The sequence below is a fragment of the Bacteroides sp. D55t1_190419_B8 genome (genome assembly GCF_015558905.1).
Taxonomy (GTDB): domain Bacteria; phylum Bacteroidota; class Bacteroidia; order Bacteroidales; family Bacteroidaceae; genus Bacteroides; species Bacteroides vicugnae.
Window position 1 is genome coordinate 1 of record NZ_JADMOU010000004.1, and the last position, 16,339, is coordinate 16,339.

Annotated in this window: 16 protein-coding genes and 1 tRNA gene; 5 read left to right on the top strand and 12 right to left on the bottom strand. The window is 40.8% G+C overall.

The annotated features are described in order from the left end of the window. Window positions 1-142 precede the first annotated feature (142 nt). Genes I2I13_RS04970 through I2I13_RS05010 form a run of 9 tightly spaced genes read right to left on the bottom strand, consistent with a single transcriptional unit; the run spans window position 143 to window position 3,866 of the window. Window positions 143-451, bottom strand: a complete 309-nt coding sequence (locus I2I13_RS04970; RefSeq protein WP_195648978.1) for a hypothetical protein — start codon at window positions 449-451, stop codon at window positions 143-145. After that, window positions 448-666, bottom strand: a complete 219-nt coding sequence (locus I2I13_RS04975) for a DUF3873 family protein (protein ID WP_195648979.1) — start codon at window positions 664-666, stop codon at window positions 448-450. The genes I2I13_RS04970 and I2I13_RS04975 overlap by 4 nt, the downstream gene beginning before the upstream one ends. 35 nt (window positions 667-701) lie before the next feature. Next, a complete protein-coding gene (locus I2I13_RS24415; protein ID WP_229128562.1) occupies window positions 702-1,085 on the bottom strand; it encodes a hypothetical protein in 384 nt (127 codons plus the stop codon). A 3-nt stretch (window positions 1,086-1,088) separates the two neighbouring features. Then, the gene (locus I2I13_RS04985; RefSeq protein WP_195648980.1) at window positions 1,089-1,334 is read right to left on the bottom strand and encodes a hypothetical protein; all 246 of its coding nucleotides are present in this window, start codon (window positions 1,332-1,334) and stop codon (window positions 1,089-1,091) included. Between the two features lie 21 nt (window positions 1,335-1,355). Beyond that, window positions 1,356-2,639, bottom strand: a complete 1,284-nt coding sequence (locus tag I2I13_RS04990) for a PcfJ domain-containing protein (protein ID WP_195648981.1) — start codon at window positions 2,637-2,639, stop codon at window positions 1,356-1,358. Window positions 2,640-2,644: 5 nt separating this feature from the next. Beyond that, window positions 2,645-3,064: a PcfK-like family protein gene (locus I2I13_RS04995; RefSeq protein WP_195648982.1), complete on the bottom strand. Its 420-nt coding sequence runs from the start codon at window positions 3,062-3,064 to the stop codon at window positions 2,645-2,647. A 21-nt stretch (window positions 3,065-3,085) separates the two neighbouring features. Beyond that, a complete protein-coding gene (locus I2I13_RS05000; RefSeq protein WP_195648983.1) occupies window positions 3,086-3,307 on the bottom strand; it encodes a hypothetical protein in 222 nt (73 codons plus the stop codon). 7 nt (window positions 3,308-3,314) lie between these two features. Beyond that, window positions 3,315-3,650, bottom strand: a complete 336-nt coding sequence (locus I2I13_RS05005) for a molybdenum ABC transporter ATP-binding protein (protein ID WP_195648984.1) — start codon at window positions 3,648-3,650, stop codon at window positions 3,315-3,317. A gap of 6 nt (window positions 3,651-3,656) precedes the next feature. After that, window positions 3,657-3,866, bottom strand: a complete 210-nt coding sequence (locus tag I2I13_RS05010) for a hypothetical protein (protein WP_195648985.1) — start codon at window positions 3,864-3,866, stop codon at window positions 3,657-3,659. Between the two features lie 695 nt (window positions 3,867-4,561). Here I2I13_RS05010 and I2I13_RS05015 point away from each other — a divergent pair. From I2I13_RS05015 to I2I13_RS05035, 5 genes are all read left to right on the top strand, one after another. Continuing rightward, complete coding sequence (locus I2I13_RS05015; protein ID WP_195648986.1) at window positions 4,562-4,837, top strand: hypothetical protein; 276 nt, start codon at window positions 4,562-4,564, stop codon at window positions 4,835-4,837. 748 nt (window positions 4,838-5,585) lie between these two features. Then, window positions 5,586-7,448 carry a hypothetical protein gene (locus I2I13_RS05020; protein WP_195648987.1) on the top strand — a complete coding sequence of 621 codons (1,863 nt, stop codon included), beginning with the start codon at window positions 5,586-5,588 and terminating at the stop codon, window positions 7,446-7,448. Between the two features lie 367 nt (window positions 7,449-7,815). Then, entirely contained in the window at window positions 7,816-9,261 is a 1,446-nt protein-coding gene (locus I2I13_RS05025; RefSeq protein ID WP_195648988.1) for an SIR2 family protein, read from the top strand. A gap of 3 nt (window positions 9,262-9,264) precedes the next feature. After that, window positions 9,265-11,319, top strand: coding sequence for an ATP-binding protein (locus I2I13_RS05030; protein WP_195648989.1), 2,055 nt, complete (start codon window positions 9,265-9,267; stop codon window positions 11,317-11,319). Between the two features lie 506 nt (window positions 11,320-11,825). Further along, window positions 11,826-11,913 (top strand) — tRNA-Ser (locus I2I13_RS05035). A gap of 91 nt (window positions 11,914-12,004) precedes the next feature. Here the strand turns inward: I2I13_RS05035 and nuoE are convergent. From nuoE to I2I13_RS05050, 3 genes are read right to left on the bottom strand one after another with little or no spacing between them, the layout of a single operon-like run. Further along, a complete protein-coding gene (gene nuoE / locus I2I13_RS05040; RefSeq protein WP_117935149.1) occupies window positions 12,005-12,481 on the bottom strand; it encodes an NADH-quinone oxidoreductase subunit NuoE in 477 nt (158 codons plus the stop codon). Window positions 12,482-12,500: 19 nt separating this feature from the next. Next, the gene (locus I2I13_RS05045) at window positions 12,501-14,267 is read right to left on the bottom strand and encodes an NADH-dependent [FeFe] hydrogenase, group A6 (RefSeq protein WP_117935148.1); all 1,767 of its coding nucleotides are present in this window, start codon (window positions 14,265-14,267) and stop codon (window positions 12,501-12,503) included. A 12-nt stretch (window positions 14,268-14,279) separates the two neighbouring features. Continuing rightward, a complete protein-coding gene (locus I2I13_RS05050) occupies window positions 14,280-16,187 on the bottom strand; it encodes an NADH-quinone oxidoreductase subunit NuoF (protein ID WP_195648990.1) in 1,908 nt (635 codons plus the stop codon). Window positions 16,188-16,339: the final 152 nt, after the last annotated feature.

Here is a 16,339-nt window from a genome sequence, read left to right on the forward strand (position 1 = left end):
AAACTATTTTTGTATAACATGTTGTTATACAATAATGATACAATAAATAGTTTGGATAATGGATAAGTTTTGATAAGCTACTTTTGTGCCGCCTTAGCTCACTGTCAAAAGTAGTGCCGGGCGGTTTTCACCGCCCGTCCTATCATAGCCTTGTGTATAATCCTGTGGTGGAAGTGAACATTTCTTCCAGCATATCGCAATAGACGCCTTCATGCAGCGCAATATCCTTTTTAGATACTTCAAAGGTCTTTTTGCTGAATGTCTGACGGTAAAACTTCATTGTATAAGTGTCCGTTTCCCTATCCAAAATTATTTCAAGACGGTTTGCGGAGGTCTTGTTCCTCGCAAGGCTCATTCTTAACCCGTTTCCCAAATCTATGAAATTCTTGCTTCCGGTCATGGTGGAAAAACGACTTCCGCCTATTTGCTGTAAAATCGTCTGTGCTATCATTGTTCTTTGTTTTTAGAGTTTAACCATTCGTCCTTTCGTTCTCTGCATATTTCCAATGTCGGGGCTACAGTGCTGAAAAGTACCCCTTCGGGGGTGCGATAGTCGTATTGGCAATACCTGCTTTTCTTACGCAATCGGGGCATTAGGTTGAAATACACAGACTTTTCCTCTCCTGCTTGGCATACGGATACGCCGTTCTTGTTCAATGATTCCATAAGCTGATTTATAATTATTCTATTCGTTATTGTGATTAAATGAACCTCTCCAAATATTTTTCCTGTACATTCAACGCTTTTGCATAAACGCTTAATTGTACGGCATACCTGCCTTCGTAAAAATCCTTCTCCATGTTATTTTTTGAGTATTTGATGTTCTCTTTTATTTCGTTCAGATGCCTTTTTACAATGTTCTTGTAATAGTGGCATTTCTTTTGCCTTGCTTGGCTGACAGACACTTCGTTTCTGTTTAATGGTTTCATGTTTACTACTGATTGAAATTTATACCAACTATCGTGATAATTGTCTCCTATGAGAGTGAACACGCCTATTAATCCACTCTCTGTTGCAAATTTCTTGGCTTCCCGAATGGTCGGGAACTCGCCTATTTTCCGAAAGCCTATAAATAATCTGTACATGGCTTAGTCCTCCTGCAATGTTTCTATCGGTGTATATCGCTGTAGCCACTCGACAACATGTTCCATGTTATACTCGGAAGTGATTACCACCGTATTTTTGCCAATCTGTACAAGTCGGCTGCTTTCATAGGCATCTACCCACTCTTTGAGAGTGGATACTCCCCACGTTTGGGGAGTATCAAAGATGTTGTTCAGCCTGTCGATACTTTCTCTGAAAGTAACAATTATCGTTTTATAGGTCGTTTCCATATTCTATTATCTGTTAATTGATTATGCTGCCATCCGTTTACGGATAAGGCGTTTGTTCTTGTTTACAAGTTCAATAATACGGTCGTGATATTCGGTATTCTTATTGCAAACACCACGACTTTGCAGGACTTTCAGCGTTTTGAGCGACACTTCTATCGTTTCTATCCGTTTGCCGTCTATGCAGGCGGAAAGTATAAGGCTGTCGGGTTTGAGATAATAAGTATTGGTAAATACACAATGGTGCATTGCTGTTCCTTCCTCTAAAAACTCGGCTACACTTTCCAATACCCGTACTTGTATAGTGCCGTCGGTAAATGATATGCCGAAGAATTTGGCTTTCAGTTCTTGGAATTTCCGTTCATTTTCCAATGCCTTGTGCTTCTGCTGTTCAATCCGTTCACGTTCCAAACGTTCCGTTTTCTTCCGCACAAGGCGGTCATGCTCGGCTTTCAAGTCGGCAGGACAAATGCATTTCGGATTGTTGGTGTCCTTATTGAAATAGCGGAGCAGGTCGATATAATCACACCATATACCTGCATCTTCCACTATGTATTTGCTGCGGGTTGCAATACGGATAGCATTCCAATAAGTGGCGACACTTTTGGATGAATAGCGTATGAAATAACTTAGCAGGCTGTATTGCCCTGTCTTTATCAGTGTTTCCGCTTGGTTGTTCTTTAATAGTTCACAGAACAGTTCAAACGGTTGGAGGTTATGAAACTCCCCTTTGAAGCCGTTACGCTTGAGTTCGGGAATTATCCTCACTCTCGGATAAGTGCAGGCAGGGGTTATATCATATACATGGTGGTTCCTGCGGATTTCCATCGGGCTGTATTCCTGCCATAAATCATAGTAGATGAAACTTATTCCCCTTAGTTTGGCAATCGTTTCAAATTTACCATTGGGGGCAATCCAACGTTGGGCAACCTCGTAAATGGAGTATTCGGCAGCTTGTCCGATTTTATAATATGCTTTCGCAAAGAAAAAACGTATTACTTGATAACCTTTGCAGGCGGTAATGATAGAGAAATACTCGTTCTCCTTAAATACCCGTTTTCGGGTGGTATGGACTTTTAGTTCCATGCCGCAATGAGGACAAGTACAATCGCAAAGGGTATCTGCCAACGCTCCATTGCCCTGCCATTGGTGTCCGCACTCACCACAGGTGATGATGCCTTTGGCAGACCTGCGCCCGATATGTTCAAAACTGTGGTGGAAAGCATACCGTCTTTGTACCTCTGTAATTTTAGGAAGTCGCTTGCTTAGGCGCATTACCTCTTTCTGTATCTTTGTTCTCGGTTTCATAATTGTCAGAATAATAGTGTCATTTGTCCGTTATTGTTATTTTTGCTCTCTTTCTTGGTGGAAGCAGGCTTACGTTGCGCCATTTTTTGGTAAGCCTCGTTCTCGGCTCGCTTAATGGCATCCTTACGTGCCTGTGCCTTTTCTTCTTCGGTTAGTTCCACATGGTGGTTTACCACTACTTTGCAGTCGATTGGCTTGCCTATCTCAATATCGGCTTCATCGTAGTAGTGTACGGCTTGCCCGAATATTTCATCATCATCAAAACCGTTACAACCGCTTTTCTGAACATAGTTCAAAATATAGGTTATACAATCTTCTATGTTTTTCAATGGGTTGCGGTACGAACGGGCGAATAATTCGTCATATTCGGCTCTCTGTTCCAGATAGGATTGGATAGCGTTCTTAAAAGGTGCTGATACTTTCATTGTATATTTATTTTAGGGTTGTTAAATGGTTGCTTGTATTATTTCTATCCGCCATGCAGGGATTACCTCGTTGAACAGATAGTCGATAAAGTCTTTCTTCGCTTCACGGTTCAACTCCTTGTGCAGTTCCTTAAATGAAGTGATGTTGCCGTTTATGTAGGTCGATACCATATACTCGAAAATGTTGTCTACCTCGTAATATCTGCATTGCTGCGCTGCTGTCTTTCCTCTTCTTGTTCTCATTATGATACTATTTTGATTGAATTTCTACTATTTGATTGATTGTGCCGTATAAGGTATTGCGAAGGCTTGTTTTGTCGGGCGCATAATATTCGCTCCATTGTCCGTATTGGTTCACAAGGAATTTGCGGAGTACGTCTGAAAAGTCGAAACGGTAGCCCATCAGTGGCACTGCGGTACGGAAACAGGCGTTGTTCCGCACATTCTCCGCAAGCCAATCCTTTTCGGCTCTGTCCAATTTTTGTCCGTTGTTGAGTTTTTCCCGAAGCTGGTACACACGGCTTCCATTCAAGTTTTCAAGGGGTTGAACTTCCCACTGTACGAATTGTGTCGCTATCATATCCATATTGTTTTATCCGATTAATATCCAAAGTATTCCACCGATGATGAAGGCATAGACAAGACAGTAAATGACTATCGCCAACGCTATGGTAAAGAGTATGCGTATTACAAACTTGCCCACCAATAAGCCTGCTAACCACCACCAAAAGCCACCACCCAAAAGGAGTGAACCTGCTACGGCAACAAGTGCCCAAACTGCTATCTTATACCTTGTTTTCATTTTCGCTGTTTTTTTAAGTTTATGCGGATTCAAGAGGTGAGGGAGTTGAGTTTCAATTATTTTTTTATCTGCCTCTCGGTTATCCGACGTTTTTTTTATGCGTTTTTCGGTCGGGTCGGTCGTTTTCGTTTCAGGGGCACAAAAAGGTGTAGGGTTTAGGACAAACAAGGTTTATGAAAAAAATACTCTCCGGACGAAGTACGGCAGGAAGATTTTTTTCAGAACCGCTTGCGGCTCGACCTTGTTTGTCCGTGAAGAACCCGTAAATACCTTTGCCACTTAAACGAGAATGACTGATCTGACCGATTAAGATTAATTCAAAACGGAGGTAAACGAATAAAGAGGCAGATTTAAGAATTGATTATTAATTACCCATAGTGGTTACCCACTATGGTATTTGAATTTCCAATTATCTATCTGAAATATGACTTGGAATCAATGATTTATAAATACTTTCCAGCATAGGGAATAAATATATTCTTTTCTTTTTCTATCTTTGCAATCGGCGATGCAAATAGCATCGTGGTATTTGTTCGTTTACTGCAATCCGGAAATCGCCAATTTCAAAAAGCAAGAGTAAATGAACCGGATGGGTTATATCTTGACGTAACCTGTCGGTTCATCTTGTTTTGGGCGTTTGGCGATGCCTCGGATGCGTGACCGGCAGCGTTACGTCATTTTTAAATATACAACCTATGGAATTACAATCAACCGCCTTACAAGGCATCGTAAAATCCTCTGACGGGGATGAACTCTTTTATTTGTTGCCTATTCAGGATTTATCAACATTACAGGAATTGAAAGGACATCTGACTACGGCAATAGATGTATTGAGCAATCCGGAAGAACAAAGTGCAGAACATCGTTTAGATGCCATTCGTACCTTAAACAGCTTTGTAGCTGCTTTAAGTATTCATGACGGCGACCATTATGAGGCTATGGACACGGCTTTTAAAGACGTTACCAAATAACGGGCGGGTAGATAATCATAAAAGATACCGCTTCGCATAGCCGGAAAAAGAAATATCCCCCGTCGGCAAGTGTTCTGATGAACGCTGTCGGCGGGGGATTGTTCTGCGGCTATGCCATAGGCTGAATATGGTTGCCCGATTTATAGGGTAACGGTATTCAGACGAAAAGAAGGTCTTTTATACCGCTGAAAAGGGTGGAGATTTAATCTTTAGATTTTATATAAAACTTCTTTTGGTATATCCATTTTTTACGCTACCTTTGCATAAAGAGTTATTTGAAGCTATGCAACGCACAGAAATCCAAAACATTCTGTATATAACTAATTCGTAACCTATTACGATACTTGGTTGCAACTCTATTCTGATGCTCAATAACTTATCTCTTTTTTATATATTCTGTGGACACATACTAAAAAACAATTATTTATTTATCCGTTTCTGTTATATTTTAACTACTTTTGTAGATAAAGTCTCTGACATAAAGTAAGGAAAAGGTATAGTAAAAAATAGGTTGAGATTCAAGTATATGAATTAAGCACTTCTATTTCGCTTATTTTTCAAGAGGTTATTGTTATTCTTACATGTAAAAGTGCTATTCATGATCTTATAAATATTGTTTGCATAGTGGTACATGGCGATAGAAATCAAGATGTAAGTTATTATGTTGAATGGTTTATGTGTTAGAGTTAAGAAATAAGATACACAATTAAGTAAATTAAATATTGCTACAAAAAATAGTGAATCAATTATGGTGAATGAAAATCTTTTAGCTACATATTCATTACTCTCTTTCATAAGAGATAAGTATGAAAATGATTGTAATGAAAGTCTTACACAACTTTTTGTACCATTGATTAAGGAAACTTTAAATAGAATGTTGCGTAAGAAGGGATCTGCAATAATGGGTAAGGACTATTCTGAAATTTTTGATTCTATAAAAGAATATTTTCAAATAGAGATACCAGTTCCAGTCATTTCTACATTAATGTCACAGGTTTGCGAACATTCGGGAGGTAGTTTTATATTAAATAGCGATCATTCGTTTGTTATTGGTTCAGAATGTGTATCTACAATTACTGAAGATTATCAAAACCAAAAGAAACTTATAAATATACTTGCAAACAATTACAAAGTATATTGCAAGGGACGCAATGTACCTTACAATTTTGAAGAACTCGTAACTTTTATTCAAGACCAAAAGAATAGAATTTTCGACAATCAGTCCACGGCTATCTATAATCAATCATATCATGTTTCAAAGTATGTATATGATAGAATAAAAAAGAAAGACTTTTATTTTGATATAATTTGTAGCATTTATCTAGGTGGAATTATTTCTTCTTATTTTAAATTTGAAATAAGGGATCGTATTATCGACACAGAGTTACTAGTTGATACAAATTTTTATATCAGTTTAATTGATCTTAATACAGAAGAATCTTATTCGGCTTGTAAGCAATTATATGACTTGACAATTGCGATGGGTTTCCGTTACTCTATTCTTGAAACAACAATAGAACAGATTCGCATCTTGTTATCTAGCAAGGTTAAACAATTTAAATCTAAAGATTTATTTGCGACATTAGATGTTGCTGATATACTTTCTGCGTGTAGTAGGCGTGGTTTAGATCGTTCTTTTTTAGAAGCATGCAAGGACAATTTAAGGAACGATCTTTTAGAAAAGGGAATTTCTATTGTATACAACCAGAATATTCGGACACTTTATGAAAAGACGAGTAAATCCAAAGATTTGCGGACTCTCACTAATATTCGTGGAAATAAAGAAAGTGCTTTTAATGATTTATTAGCTCAGGAATATGTTGCATATAAACGAAAGGATAAAATTATAACAGAATTTAATGATGTGAACTGTTGGTTTTTAAACAACTCCTATTCTGTTAATAGGAAAGAAAAGAACCTACCTGTTTGGCAGAGGATTAGCATTACTGCTTCCGATTTGCTTGTATTGTTATGGTTTGCAAATCCTTCTCTATCTATTAGAAACACTAAAAGTATGCTTGCTATGACAAGTCTTTCAGCCAACGTAATTAAATACCGTTCTGAACATTATCCGTCTCACAAAGTTATTTCAAAAATACAAGATAGAATTGCAAGATTACAAATAGAAAATAATATTAGTGAAGCATCTATTGCAAAGTTATGTATTAGAATGTCTGAAGGTGAAATTGACAAAAATGAAGCTGATAGGTTATTAACGTTGTCATCTCCGGCCTTGTTGGAATATATTGAACGAACTGCAAAGAATGAAGATATTTATCTCGAAACTACTGCAAAGAATGAGGAATTAGCAAGTGAAAACAGTTCTTTGAAAGTCCAATTGGAGGATAAATATATTGAAAATAAGATTATGAAAATGAGAGTGTGGGGAGTCGTATATGTGTTTGTTGTCATTGTAATATATTTATTGGGGATAAAATATGTGAATTCTAATCCATCAACTTGGTATGGATATTTGATCCATATAGGATACTGGCTTTTAACCACTGTCGTTGTGAATTGGTATAATCATATGTACTTTGTGAATGGTTTAATTTCTTTTGTTAAACGAGATTTTATAATAAAAAAAATAAAAGAAAATAGCTCCGAATAGATTTCATATTTTGTTGTTTGTATAATAAGTTAATACAAATATTCAATATAATATCAGTAAAGGTATAATTTGATATTATATACTGCAATTATATCTGATGAGGTATATTACAAAAAAATATTCAAACTCCTTAAACAAAGCAATTCCAAGAAAATACTACCTTTGTATTCAATAGCTTGTATCCGATAGCGAAAAAACAAGCAAGTGACAGAGAATATATTTATTCTAAACTTGGCCGACTAATTATGTTATTAAAGGATTGATAAAGCTTAAAGATGAATAGTATTTTCAAGGCAAGAGAATGAGATACGATTTAAAAAATCTTTTGCATCGAATAAATATAGTTACAAATCTATTAAATCTATATATGGATACAAAACAGAAAATAGAGAAAGCCCAAACAGTGCTGGATGCTGGCGGGAATGTTATCAAGACTCGGGATGACCGCGAACTGATTCTTGTTGACAAAGACGGGAAAGTGCAGAATGGTGACGCTTGCGGTTGGCTGCCTGATACTAGTGAAGTAAATAAGACTGTTTTTCGTTCACGCATAGAACCTTGGCTAACCTCACTTTTTCAGTCTGAGCATTTGTCACTACTTTGTGGCTCTGGAATAACTAATGCTATCAGTTTCTTAGCTGGAGCAAGTGGCGGCACTACGATGGGTTTAACCACATTCACCAAGTATAAAGATGAAATTAAAGCGGCTGCTGAAGTCTCGGCAAAAGCTAGTGGTCGTGAGAATGGTAATATTGAAGACCAGATAAGAACAGCCAATGATTTGCTCCGTGGATTGAAAATCTTAAAGAAAGACACCGAGGCTACAGCATTAGAAACAGAACTAAACTCAATCATCTCAGAGTTTGCAAAATCCATACTAAAGACCGAAAATAGTATAGCAACTGCTAATGAAGATAAACGAGAGAACGCTTATTCGGTACTCGTTAATTTCCTTCTCAGCTTTGCAAGTCGTACAGGAAATAGAGAAAGGCTGAACATATTCACTACCAATTATGACCGTCTAATTGAAGTTGGCGCAGAGTTGGCAGGTGTCCATTTGATGGATAGGTTCGTAGGAACCATGATGCCTGTGTTCCGTTCTTCAAGGCTCAATTTGGACATTCATTATAACCCGCCAGGAATACGAGGGGAACCACGTTATCTGGAAGGTGTAGCAAGGCTGACGAAGCTTCATGGTTCTGTTGACTGGATACAGAATGGGAGTGAAATCCGACGTGTAGGAGTACCGTTGGGTGCTGATGATATTGCCCCATATCTGAATGCACCAGGACTGCAGAGTGCTGATCCACTAAAGTTGATGATATATCCCAACTCTGCCAAAGACCGCGAAACAGCTGAATATCCATACGTGGAATTGTTCCGTGATTTTGCTGCTGCCATTTGCAGACCAAACAGTACACTGGTAACATACGGATACGGATTTGGTGATGAACATATTAATAGGGTAGTTCATGATATGCTTACTATTCCTTCAACACACTTGGTGGTTATATCCTTTGATGATCCAATTAGCCGTATCTTAAAGTTCTATTATGAATCTGCTCATTATGCACAGATGTCTATTTTGATAGGTAAAAACTTGGGTGACATTACCAATCTGGCTAATGACTACTTGCCTAAGTCTGCTATTGATAGAACCACTATTAGAATGGCTGAACTATTACAGCACCGCATGGGAGCTGCTTCAGGTTCACCTGCGGCTACATCGCCAGTGTTATCTACTCCGACTTCAGCTACTACAGCTGCGCCTGCTTCCATAACACCCACTACTCCAACTACATCAATTGTATAGCATATGATTACAACGCCTATTGAACAACTTGCTTCACTACGTGTAGGTACGGTGGAATATATTTCACCGGATAGAATAGAAGTGCAACTAGACATAGAATCACCCGATAGTGTCGCACTTAATACAGGGATGCCACGGAGTTTTCCACGTATCAACGGATATTTGATGATTCCCGTTGATTTGGGTTTTGTAGTAGGGCAGGTATCGTGGATTACCATACAGCGATCACCTTATCCTAAACGAAGTGGATTTCAAGACTTTGGGCTGATTGACTTGCCATTTCCATTGCGAAAAATGGAGTTACAGCCCGTGGGAACACTAGTGGCTACAGAGGATGGCTATAAGTTTAAACGTGGTTTAGAGACATTCCCGTCAGTAGGAGATATTGTTATTCTACCAATGGAGGACCAGTTGAGGTCTATAATCGAATCAGGAGATAACCGAAGAGTGTATATTGGTAATAGCCCTCTTGTGGGTAATGCCAAGGTTATGATTGATCCCGATCGCTTGTTTGGACGTCATCTTGCAGTACTTGGTAATACTGGGAGTGGGAAATCTTGTTCCGTAGCTGGTCTGATACGTTGGTCGCTTGAAAGTGCTAGAGAAAAACTGGTTGATAGTGCAAAAACAGTGAATAGTAGGTTCATTGTATTAGATCCGAATGGAGAGTATAGCAAGGCTTTTGTTGACAAGCAGGAGGCAAATATCTATATGGTGAATGTAGAGAATGGCGATGGGAAAAAGCAGCTCGAAGTGCCTTTGTGGTTTTGGAATACTGACGAATGGTGCGGGTTTACCAAAGCATCACCCAAGACTCATAGAACAACGATTGTACATGCGTTGAAGTCTGTGAAAAGTGGAATCGTGTTTGAGGAATTATCTAAGCAACGAGAATTGGCCAGCTATGTCCGTACAATTATTGATACTATTGAGGTCAATAAAGCGGCGGGTAATCCATGGGGGAAATTTCCTTTCCCTAAGAATTTCCACCAATCTGTTGAGAAGTGGGTAAGCGGGATAGTAAGTGACGAGGATTATTCTGGTGAACTGAAGGATGCTATTCAAGCATTTGAAGCCAAGGCGAACGAATTGATAAATGCAAGAAGTGGAACACATCCTCATTATGATTATACAAGAGCCGAAGTTGATAGTTTGATAACGCTGTTGAAAGAGGTGTATGCAAAGGCTGGAGGTAAAGAGGAGGAGTTTCTTCCAACCGATGAGGATAGCCCTATCCCGTTCACAGGAGAGAATTTTATACGCTCAATAGAAGCCAACGCGGAGATTCTGAATACCACAGACTATATTGTTACTCTTATGCCACGCATCAAGACATTGCTGACAGATGTACGAGTCAAGAAGGTTATTGATAACGAGACCCTCAAGCTGAGTGAATGGTTGGGAAACTATATAGGTGCTGACAATAAAGAGTCGCTGACAATCATTGATTTGTCCTTGCTCCCTACTGATGTGACAAGCATTGTTACGGCAGTCATAGCTCGTATGGTATTTGAAGCACAACAACGTTATCTCAGGCTGAATAAGCAATGCCTGCCGACGGTCTTGGTTATGGAAGAGGCACATTATTTTGTGAAACGTTACAATGATGATGCTGAGAATACTGGACCAACTACACAATGTTGCAAAGTGTTTGAGAAGATTGCGCGAGAGGGCAGAAAGTTCGGATTGGGATTGGTTTTATCATCACAAAGACCATCTGAACTATCATCGACAGTGCTATCACAATGCAATTCTTTCCTATTGCATCGTATATCTAATGACCGAGACCAAGAATTGGTTCACCGTTTGTTGCCAGACAATATGAGAGGGATTCTTCGTGAAATGCCATCGTTACCTTCTCAATATGCTGTATTATTAGGGTGGGCATCCGAGCTACCTATTATGGTTAAAATGCGAACATTGCCTAAGAATCAATGCCCTCAGTCGGATGATCCAGATTATTGGGACGTATGGACTGGATTAAAGGAATGCAAAATTGACTGGGGCATGATTGCCGATGATTGGCAGAATAAGAAAGATGATATGCCAACAGAGTAATCGTTAGAAAAATAGGCCTAACAGTCGGGCATGATCAATAATGATATTCAATTTGTGCCAAATATATGTCAAAAAATGAATTTGTAAAATCAGAGCGAGTTATTTTGATAATTGAATGAGTTATATTATCTTTGTATAGTAATGTTGTATGAGCTGACATCATAAAGACGATGAAAGACATAACTGGACATTTTTCAGTTACTAAAACATTACTAAGAGATAATTTGACATTATTATAACCTTGAAAACAAGGTACTTGTGGAGAAAAGGTTCATATCCCTGTCTCTCCGCCCAAAAAACTTAAGGCAATAAAAAAGTCCTACATGACATATTATCATGGCAGGACTTTTTTTTATTTCTCTCCCTATTCGAATATATTACCTTGAATTTAAATAAGTAGATGTATAAATCTTTTCAATAAAAGTCTGAATATAAAAAATATTGCATTATTCTTCTCAAATATTTGCGAGTTACGGAAACTTCCTGTACTTTTGCGCCCCGAACAAGGAGAGGTGCTCGAGTGGTTGAAGAGGCACGCCTGGAAAGCGTGTATACCCCTAAAGGGTATCACGAGTTCGAATCTCGTTCTCTCCGCTTTTTTTAGTGTTATTTGAAATTTGTAAAAGCGACTGTTTTGAATAATCAAAGCAGCCGCTTTAATTTTTATATAGAAACGTTTGAGCGTTTATTCCAATTCTTCAATAATCTTTTTTACATCTACCGGTTGCAGGCGTCCGTACACCTTTTCGCCGATCATCACTACCGGAGCCAGTCCACAGGCGCCTACACAGCGCAGACAGTCTAATGAGAATTTTCCGTCCGGAGTCGTATCTCCTACTTCGATACCCAATACACGTTTGAACTCTTCCAGCAATTTTTCAGAGCCACGTACATAGCAGGCTGTACCCATACAAACAGAGATGGGATGTTTCCCTTTGGGAGTCATGGTAAAGAAAGTATAGAAAGTGACCACACCATACACTTTTGATACGGGAATTCCGAGTTTGGAAGCGATAATCCGTTGCGTCTCCTCGGGTAAATACCCTTGCAGATGCTGTGCTTCATGCAAAATATTGATAAGTTCGCCCGGGTTATTTCCATGTTTGTCGCAGATCGTTTTGATTTGCTCTGCCATGTCACAGGCTAGTTTGATATCTGACATAATACTCTTCATTTAAAAGTTAATCAATCGCTTTGTTGAAATAATGCGTATGCAGGAGAGTTTCCGATTTCTCACCCAGCGGTTTGCCGAGATAATCCTCGTATAATGTCTTGATATACGGATTCTCGTGCGATTTGCGCAAAGGTTTGTTGGCGTCTTCGCGGTAAAGTGCGTTAGCGCGTGCATAGAGTATTTCCGAGTTGCCGTGATGCAAAGGCTGCCCGCCGCCACCGATACAGCCTCCGGGGCAAGCCATAATTTCGATGACATGATATTCGTTGTGCCCGTTCCGTATATCTTCCAATAGATGACGAGCGTTGCCTAGTCCGTGTGCGATGCCTACTTTTAATTCAAATCCGTTTAGGTTAATAGTAGCACGACGAACACCGCTTAGTCCGCGTACTTGTTCGAAATTTACATTTTTCAGAGGTTCTCCGGTATAGATTTCATAGACAGAACGGAGAGCGGCTTCCATTACGCCACCTGTTGTTCCGAAAATGACACCGGCGCCTGTCGATTCACCCATCGGGTTGTCGAATGGGCTATCCAGTACGAGAGGGAAGCCGATATTGGCACGTTTAATCAGTCGTGCCAGCTCACGGGTGGAAATGGAATAGTCTACATCGGGGATACCGTTCACTTTGAACTCATCACGGGCACATTCGTACTTTTTAGCCAGACAAGGCATGATAGATACGACTACCAGCTTTTCTCTGGGTATGCCCATTTTCTCCGCCCAATAGGATTTGGCGATGGAACCGAACATCTGTTGTGGGGAGCGGGCGGTAGACGGAATGTCCAACATATCTGGGAAATGATGTTCGAAGAAGTTGACCCATGCCGGACAACAGGAGGTCAGGATAGGTAACCGCACGGATTTATCTCCGTTGAGATAACGTGTCAATCGGTTCAGAATTTCAGAACCTTCTTCCATAATGGTAAGATCCGCTGCAAAATCCGTGTCAAATACATAGTCGAATCCCAGTTCGCGAAGCGCATATACCATTTTCCCGGTTACCAGAGTGCCGGGAGGAAATCCGAATTCTTCACCTAGGGCAGCCCGTACGGCAGGTGCGGTCTGCACAATCACTACTTTGTCCGGATTAGCCAGATCGTCAAGCAGGCGGTTGGTGTAGTCACGTTCCGTTAATGCGCCTACGGGACAGACAGCCACACACTGACCGCAGTAAGTACATTCACTTTCCGTCATCATTCGGTCGAAAGCGGGAGCGATGGTGGTGTTGAAGCCGCGACGGATGGCTCCCAATGCTCCGACAGTCTGTACATCATTGCAAACACTTTCACAACGGCGGCAGAAGATGCATTTATCCATATTACGGACGATAGAAGCAGTAATTTCCCGCTTACGGGGGGACAGCTCACCACCATTGAAAGGCATTTCGCGAATATTGAAACGCAGTGCCAACGTTTGAAGTTCGCAGTTGCCGCATTTAGGGCAAGTGAGACAGTCATTGGGATGATCCGAAAGGATCAGTTCGGCTACCACTTTACGGGCGTTCATTACGCGCAGGGTACTGGTTTTTACCACCATGCCCTCCGTGCAACGGGTAGCGCAGGCAGGAGCCAGGTTGCGTCGTCCCATCACTTCAACCACACAAATACGGCAGGAAGCCGGATTATTTTTTATACAGGTTCCTTTCAAGTCGATATGACACAGCGTAGGTATATTGATACCGATTTTGATAGCGGCCTCAAGAATGGTGCTTCCCTCGGGCACAGTGATGAAATGACCGTCTATCTGGAGAGTAATTTGTTTTTCTTCCATAGTAAATAGATTTTAGCAGACAAGAATAGCATTGAATTTGCAGCGTGCCATGCACATGCCGCACTTGATACATTTATCAGGATTGATTACATGCGGTTTTCGCACTAAGCCGCCGATTGCATCAGCCGGACAGTTTTTGGCGCATAAATGACAACCGATGCAATGCTCCGGATTGATCGTATAAGTCAGCAGTGATTTACATTGCTTGGCGCGACAGGTTTTATCCCGCACATGCTCCACGTATTCATCATAGAAATTGTCCAACGTTGATAAAACAGGGTTCGGAGAAGTCTGCCCTAATCCGCAGAGAGCGGTGTCCTTGATAACTTGTCCCAAAGTGGCGAGGGTATCCAGGTCTTTTTCCGTACCTCTTCCTTCCGTTATCTTGTTCAGCAGTTCCAGCAGACGTTTGTTGCCGATACGGCAAGGCGTACATTTTCCGCAAGATTCTTCAACGGTGAAATCGAGGTAGAAACGGGCAACCGATACCATACAATCGTCTTCATCCATGACAATCATACCTCCCGAACCCATCATAGAGCCGGCAGCCAGAAGATTATCGAAGTCGATAGGAGTATCCAGATGTTTCTCTGTCAGACAACCGCCCGAAGGTCCGCCTGTCTGCACTGCCTTGAACCTCTTTCCGCCTTTGATACCGCCACCGATTTCATAGATTACTTCCCGGAGGGTAGTTCCCATCGGTACCTCAATCAGGCCGACATTGTTTATTTTTCCTGCAAGGGCGAATACTTTCGTTCCTTTGGAACGTTCCGTTCCGATGGCTGCAAACCAGTCGGCACCTTTCGTCAAAATAATGGGGATGTTGGCAAGCGTCTCTACATTGTTTACGTTAGTAGGCTTCCCCAAATAACCGGATTCGGCAGGGAAGGGAGGTTTGAGGGTTGGTTCACCCCGTTTTCCTTCCATGGAGTGAATCAGGGCGGTTTCTTCTCCGCAGACGAATGCACCTGCCCCATATCGTATTTCTATATCGAAACAAAAATCAGTCCCCAAGATATGATCTCCCAGCAACCCGTATTGGCGTGCCTGGCCGATAGCTGTTTTCAGGCGGTTGATAGCCAGCGGATATTCGGCACGGATATACACCAATCCTTTGGAAGAACCGATAGAATAACCGCAGACACACATCGCTTCTACAATCGAATGAGGGTCTCCCTCCATGATGGAACGGTCCATAAACGCACCCGGATCTCCCTCGTCGGCATTACAGACTACATATTTGACATCTGATTTCTGTTTATGGGCAAACTCCCATTTCAATCCGGTAGGAAAACCGCCACCGCCGCGTCCGCGCAAACCGGACTGTTTGATAATATCAATCACATCCATCGGTCGTTTGTTGAGCAGGCAATCGGCTAATGCGAAGTACCCCTCTCGGGCGATATATTCTTCGATGTTTTCGGGATCAATAAAACCACAGTTACGCAGGGCGATACGGAGTTGTTTCCGATAGAAATCCATGTGTTTGGAGTCACTGACAGTCTGTTCCGTTTTAGGATCTATGTATAGCAGCCTTTCTATTTTCCGGCCGCCGATGATATGTTCGGTGATGATGTCTTCCGCATCTTCGGGAGTGACCTGTGTGTAGAATGTATTGTCGGGAATGATTTTCACAATGGGACCTTTTTCGCAGAAGCCGAAGCAGCCCACTGTGATGACTTCTACCTTTTCGGCAATGCCGTTCTTTTCGATGGCTGTCCGGAGATGTTCCGTAATGCCTTGACTGGAAGAGGCTTTGCACCCTGTACCGCCGCAGATAAGAATCTGAAGATGCTGTGTGCCGGACGCCAGTCCGCAGCACTTTTCGGTCACTTTTTCATTACTCTCTTCACGTAATGAAAGTTTGTGTTCTGCTCTCTTCCTGATTGTAGCCAAATCATGGATAGATAAGATTTTCATAAGTATCAGAATTGTTAGTAGGTTTTTTGCAAATATAATTCTTTGTTTGGAATAACAGCATGCTCTTGTGCAAATAAAACCGATCTTTGACGGAGGATTTAGGTAAATAAATCTCTATCTTCGTATTTAATTAGGTATCAAACCTAATAAAA

What these genes read in the sequence shown, in the direction of transcription:
- I2I13_RS04970 (WP_195648978.1), bottom strand. Translation starts at nt 451, where the DNA reads ATGATAGCACAGACGATTTTACAGCAAATAGGCGGAAGTCGTTTTTCC.
- I2I13_RS04975 (WP_195648979.1), bottom strand. Translation starts at nt 666, where the DNA reads ATGGAATCATTGAACAAGAACGGCGTATCCGTATGCCAAGCAGGAGAG.
- I2I13_RS24415 (WP_229128562.1), bottom strand. Translation starts at nt 1,085, where the DNA reads ATGTACAGATTATTTATAGGCTTTCGGAAAATAGGCGAGTTCCCGACC.
- I2I13_RS04985 (WP_195648980.1), bottom strand. Translation starts at nt 1,334, where the DNA reads ATGGAAACGACCTATAAAACGATAATTGTTACTTTCAGAGAAAGTATC.
- I2I13_RS04990 (WP_195648981.1), bottom strand. Translation starts at nt 2,639, where the DNA reads ATGAAACCGAGAACAAAGATACAGAAAGAGGTAATGCGCCTAAGCAAG.
- I2I13_RS04995 (WP_195648982.1), bottom strand. Translation starts at nt 3,064, where the DNA reads ATGAAAGTATCAGCACCTTTTAAGAACGCTATCCAATCCTATCTGGAA.
- I2I13_RS05000 (WP_195648983.1), bottom strand. Translation starts at nt 3,307, where the DNA reads ATGAGAACAAGAAGAGGAAAGACAGCAGCGCAGCAATGCAGATATTAC.
- I2I13_RS05005 (WP_195648984.1), bottom strand. Translation starts at nt 3,650, where the DNA reads ATGGATATGATAGCGACACAATTCGTACAGTGGGAAGTTCAACCCCTT.
- I2I13_RS05010 (WP_195648985.1), bottom strand. Translation starts at nt 3,866, where the DNA reads ATGAAAACAAGGTATAAGATAGCAGTTTGGGCACTTGTTGCCGTAGCA.
- I2I13_RS05015 (WP_195648986.1), top strand. Translation starts at nt 4,562, where the DNA reads ATGGAATTACAATCAACCGCCTTACAAGGCATCGTAAAATCCTCTGAC.
- I2I13_RS05020 (WP_195648987.1), top strand. Translation starts at nt 5,586, where the DNA reads ATGGTGAATGAAAATCTTTTAGCTACATATTCATTACTCTCTTTCATA.
- I2I13_RS05025 (WP_195648988.1), top strand. Translation starts at nt 7,816, where the DNA reads ATGGATACAAAACAGAAAATAGAGAAAGCCCAAACAGTGCTGGATGCT.
- I2I13_RS05030 (WP_195648989.1), top strand. Translation starts at nt 9,265, where the DNA reads ATGATTACAACGCCTATTGAACAACTTGCTTCACTACGTGTAGGTACG.
- nuoE (WP_117935149.1), bottom strand. Translation starts at nt 12,481, where the DNA reads ATGTCAGATATCAAACTAGCCTGTGACATGGCAGAGCAAATCAAAACG.
- I2I13_RS05045 (WP_117935148.1), bottom strand. Translation starts at nt 14,267, where the DNA reads ATGGAAGAAAAACAAATTACTCTCCAGATAGACGGTCATTTCATCACT.
- I2I13_RS05050 (WP_195648990.1), bottom strand. Translation starts at nt 16,187, where the DNA reads ATGAAAATCTTATCTATCCATGATTTGGCTACAATCAGGAAGAGAGCA.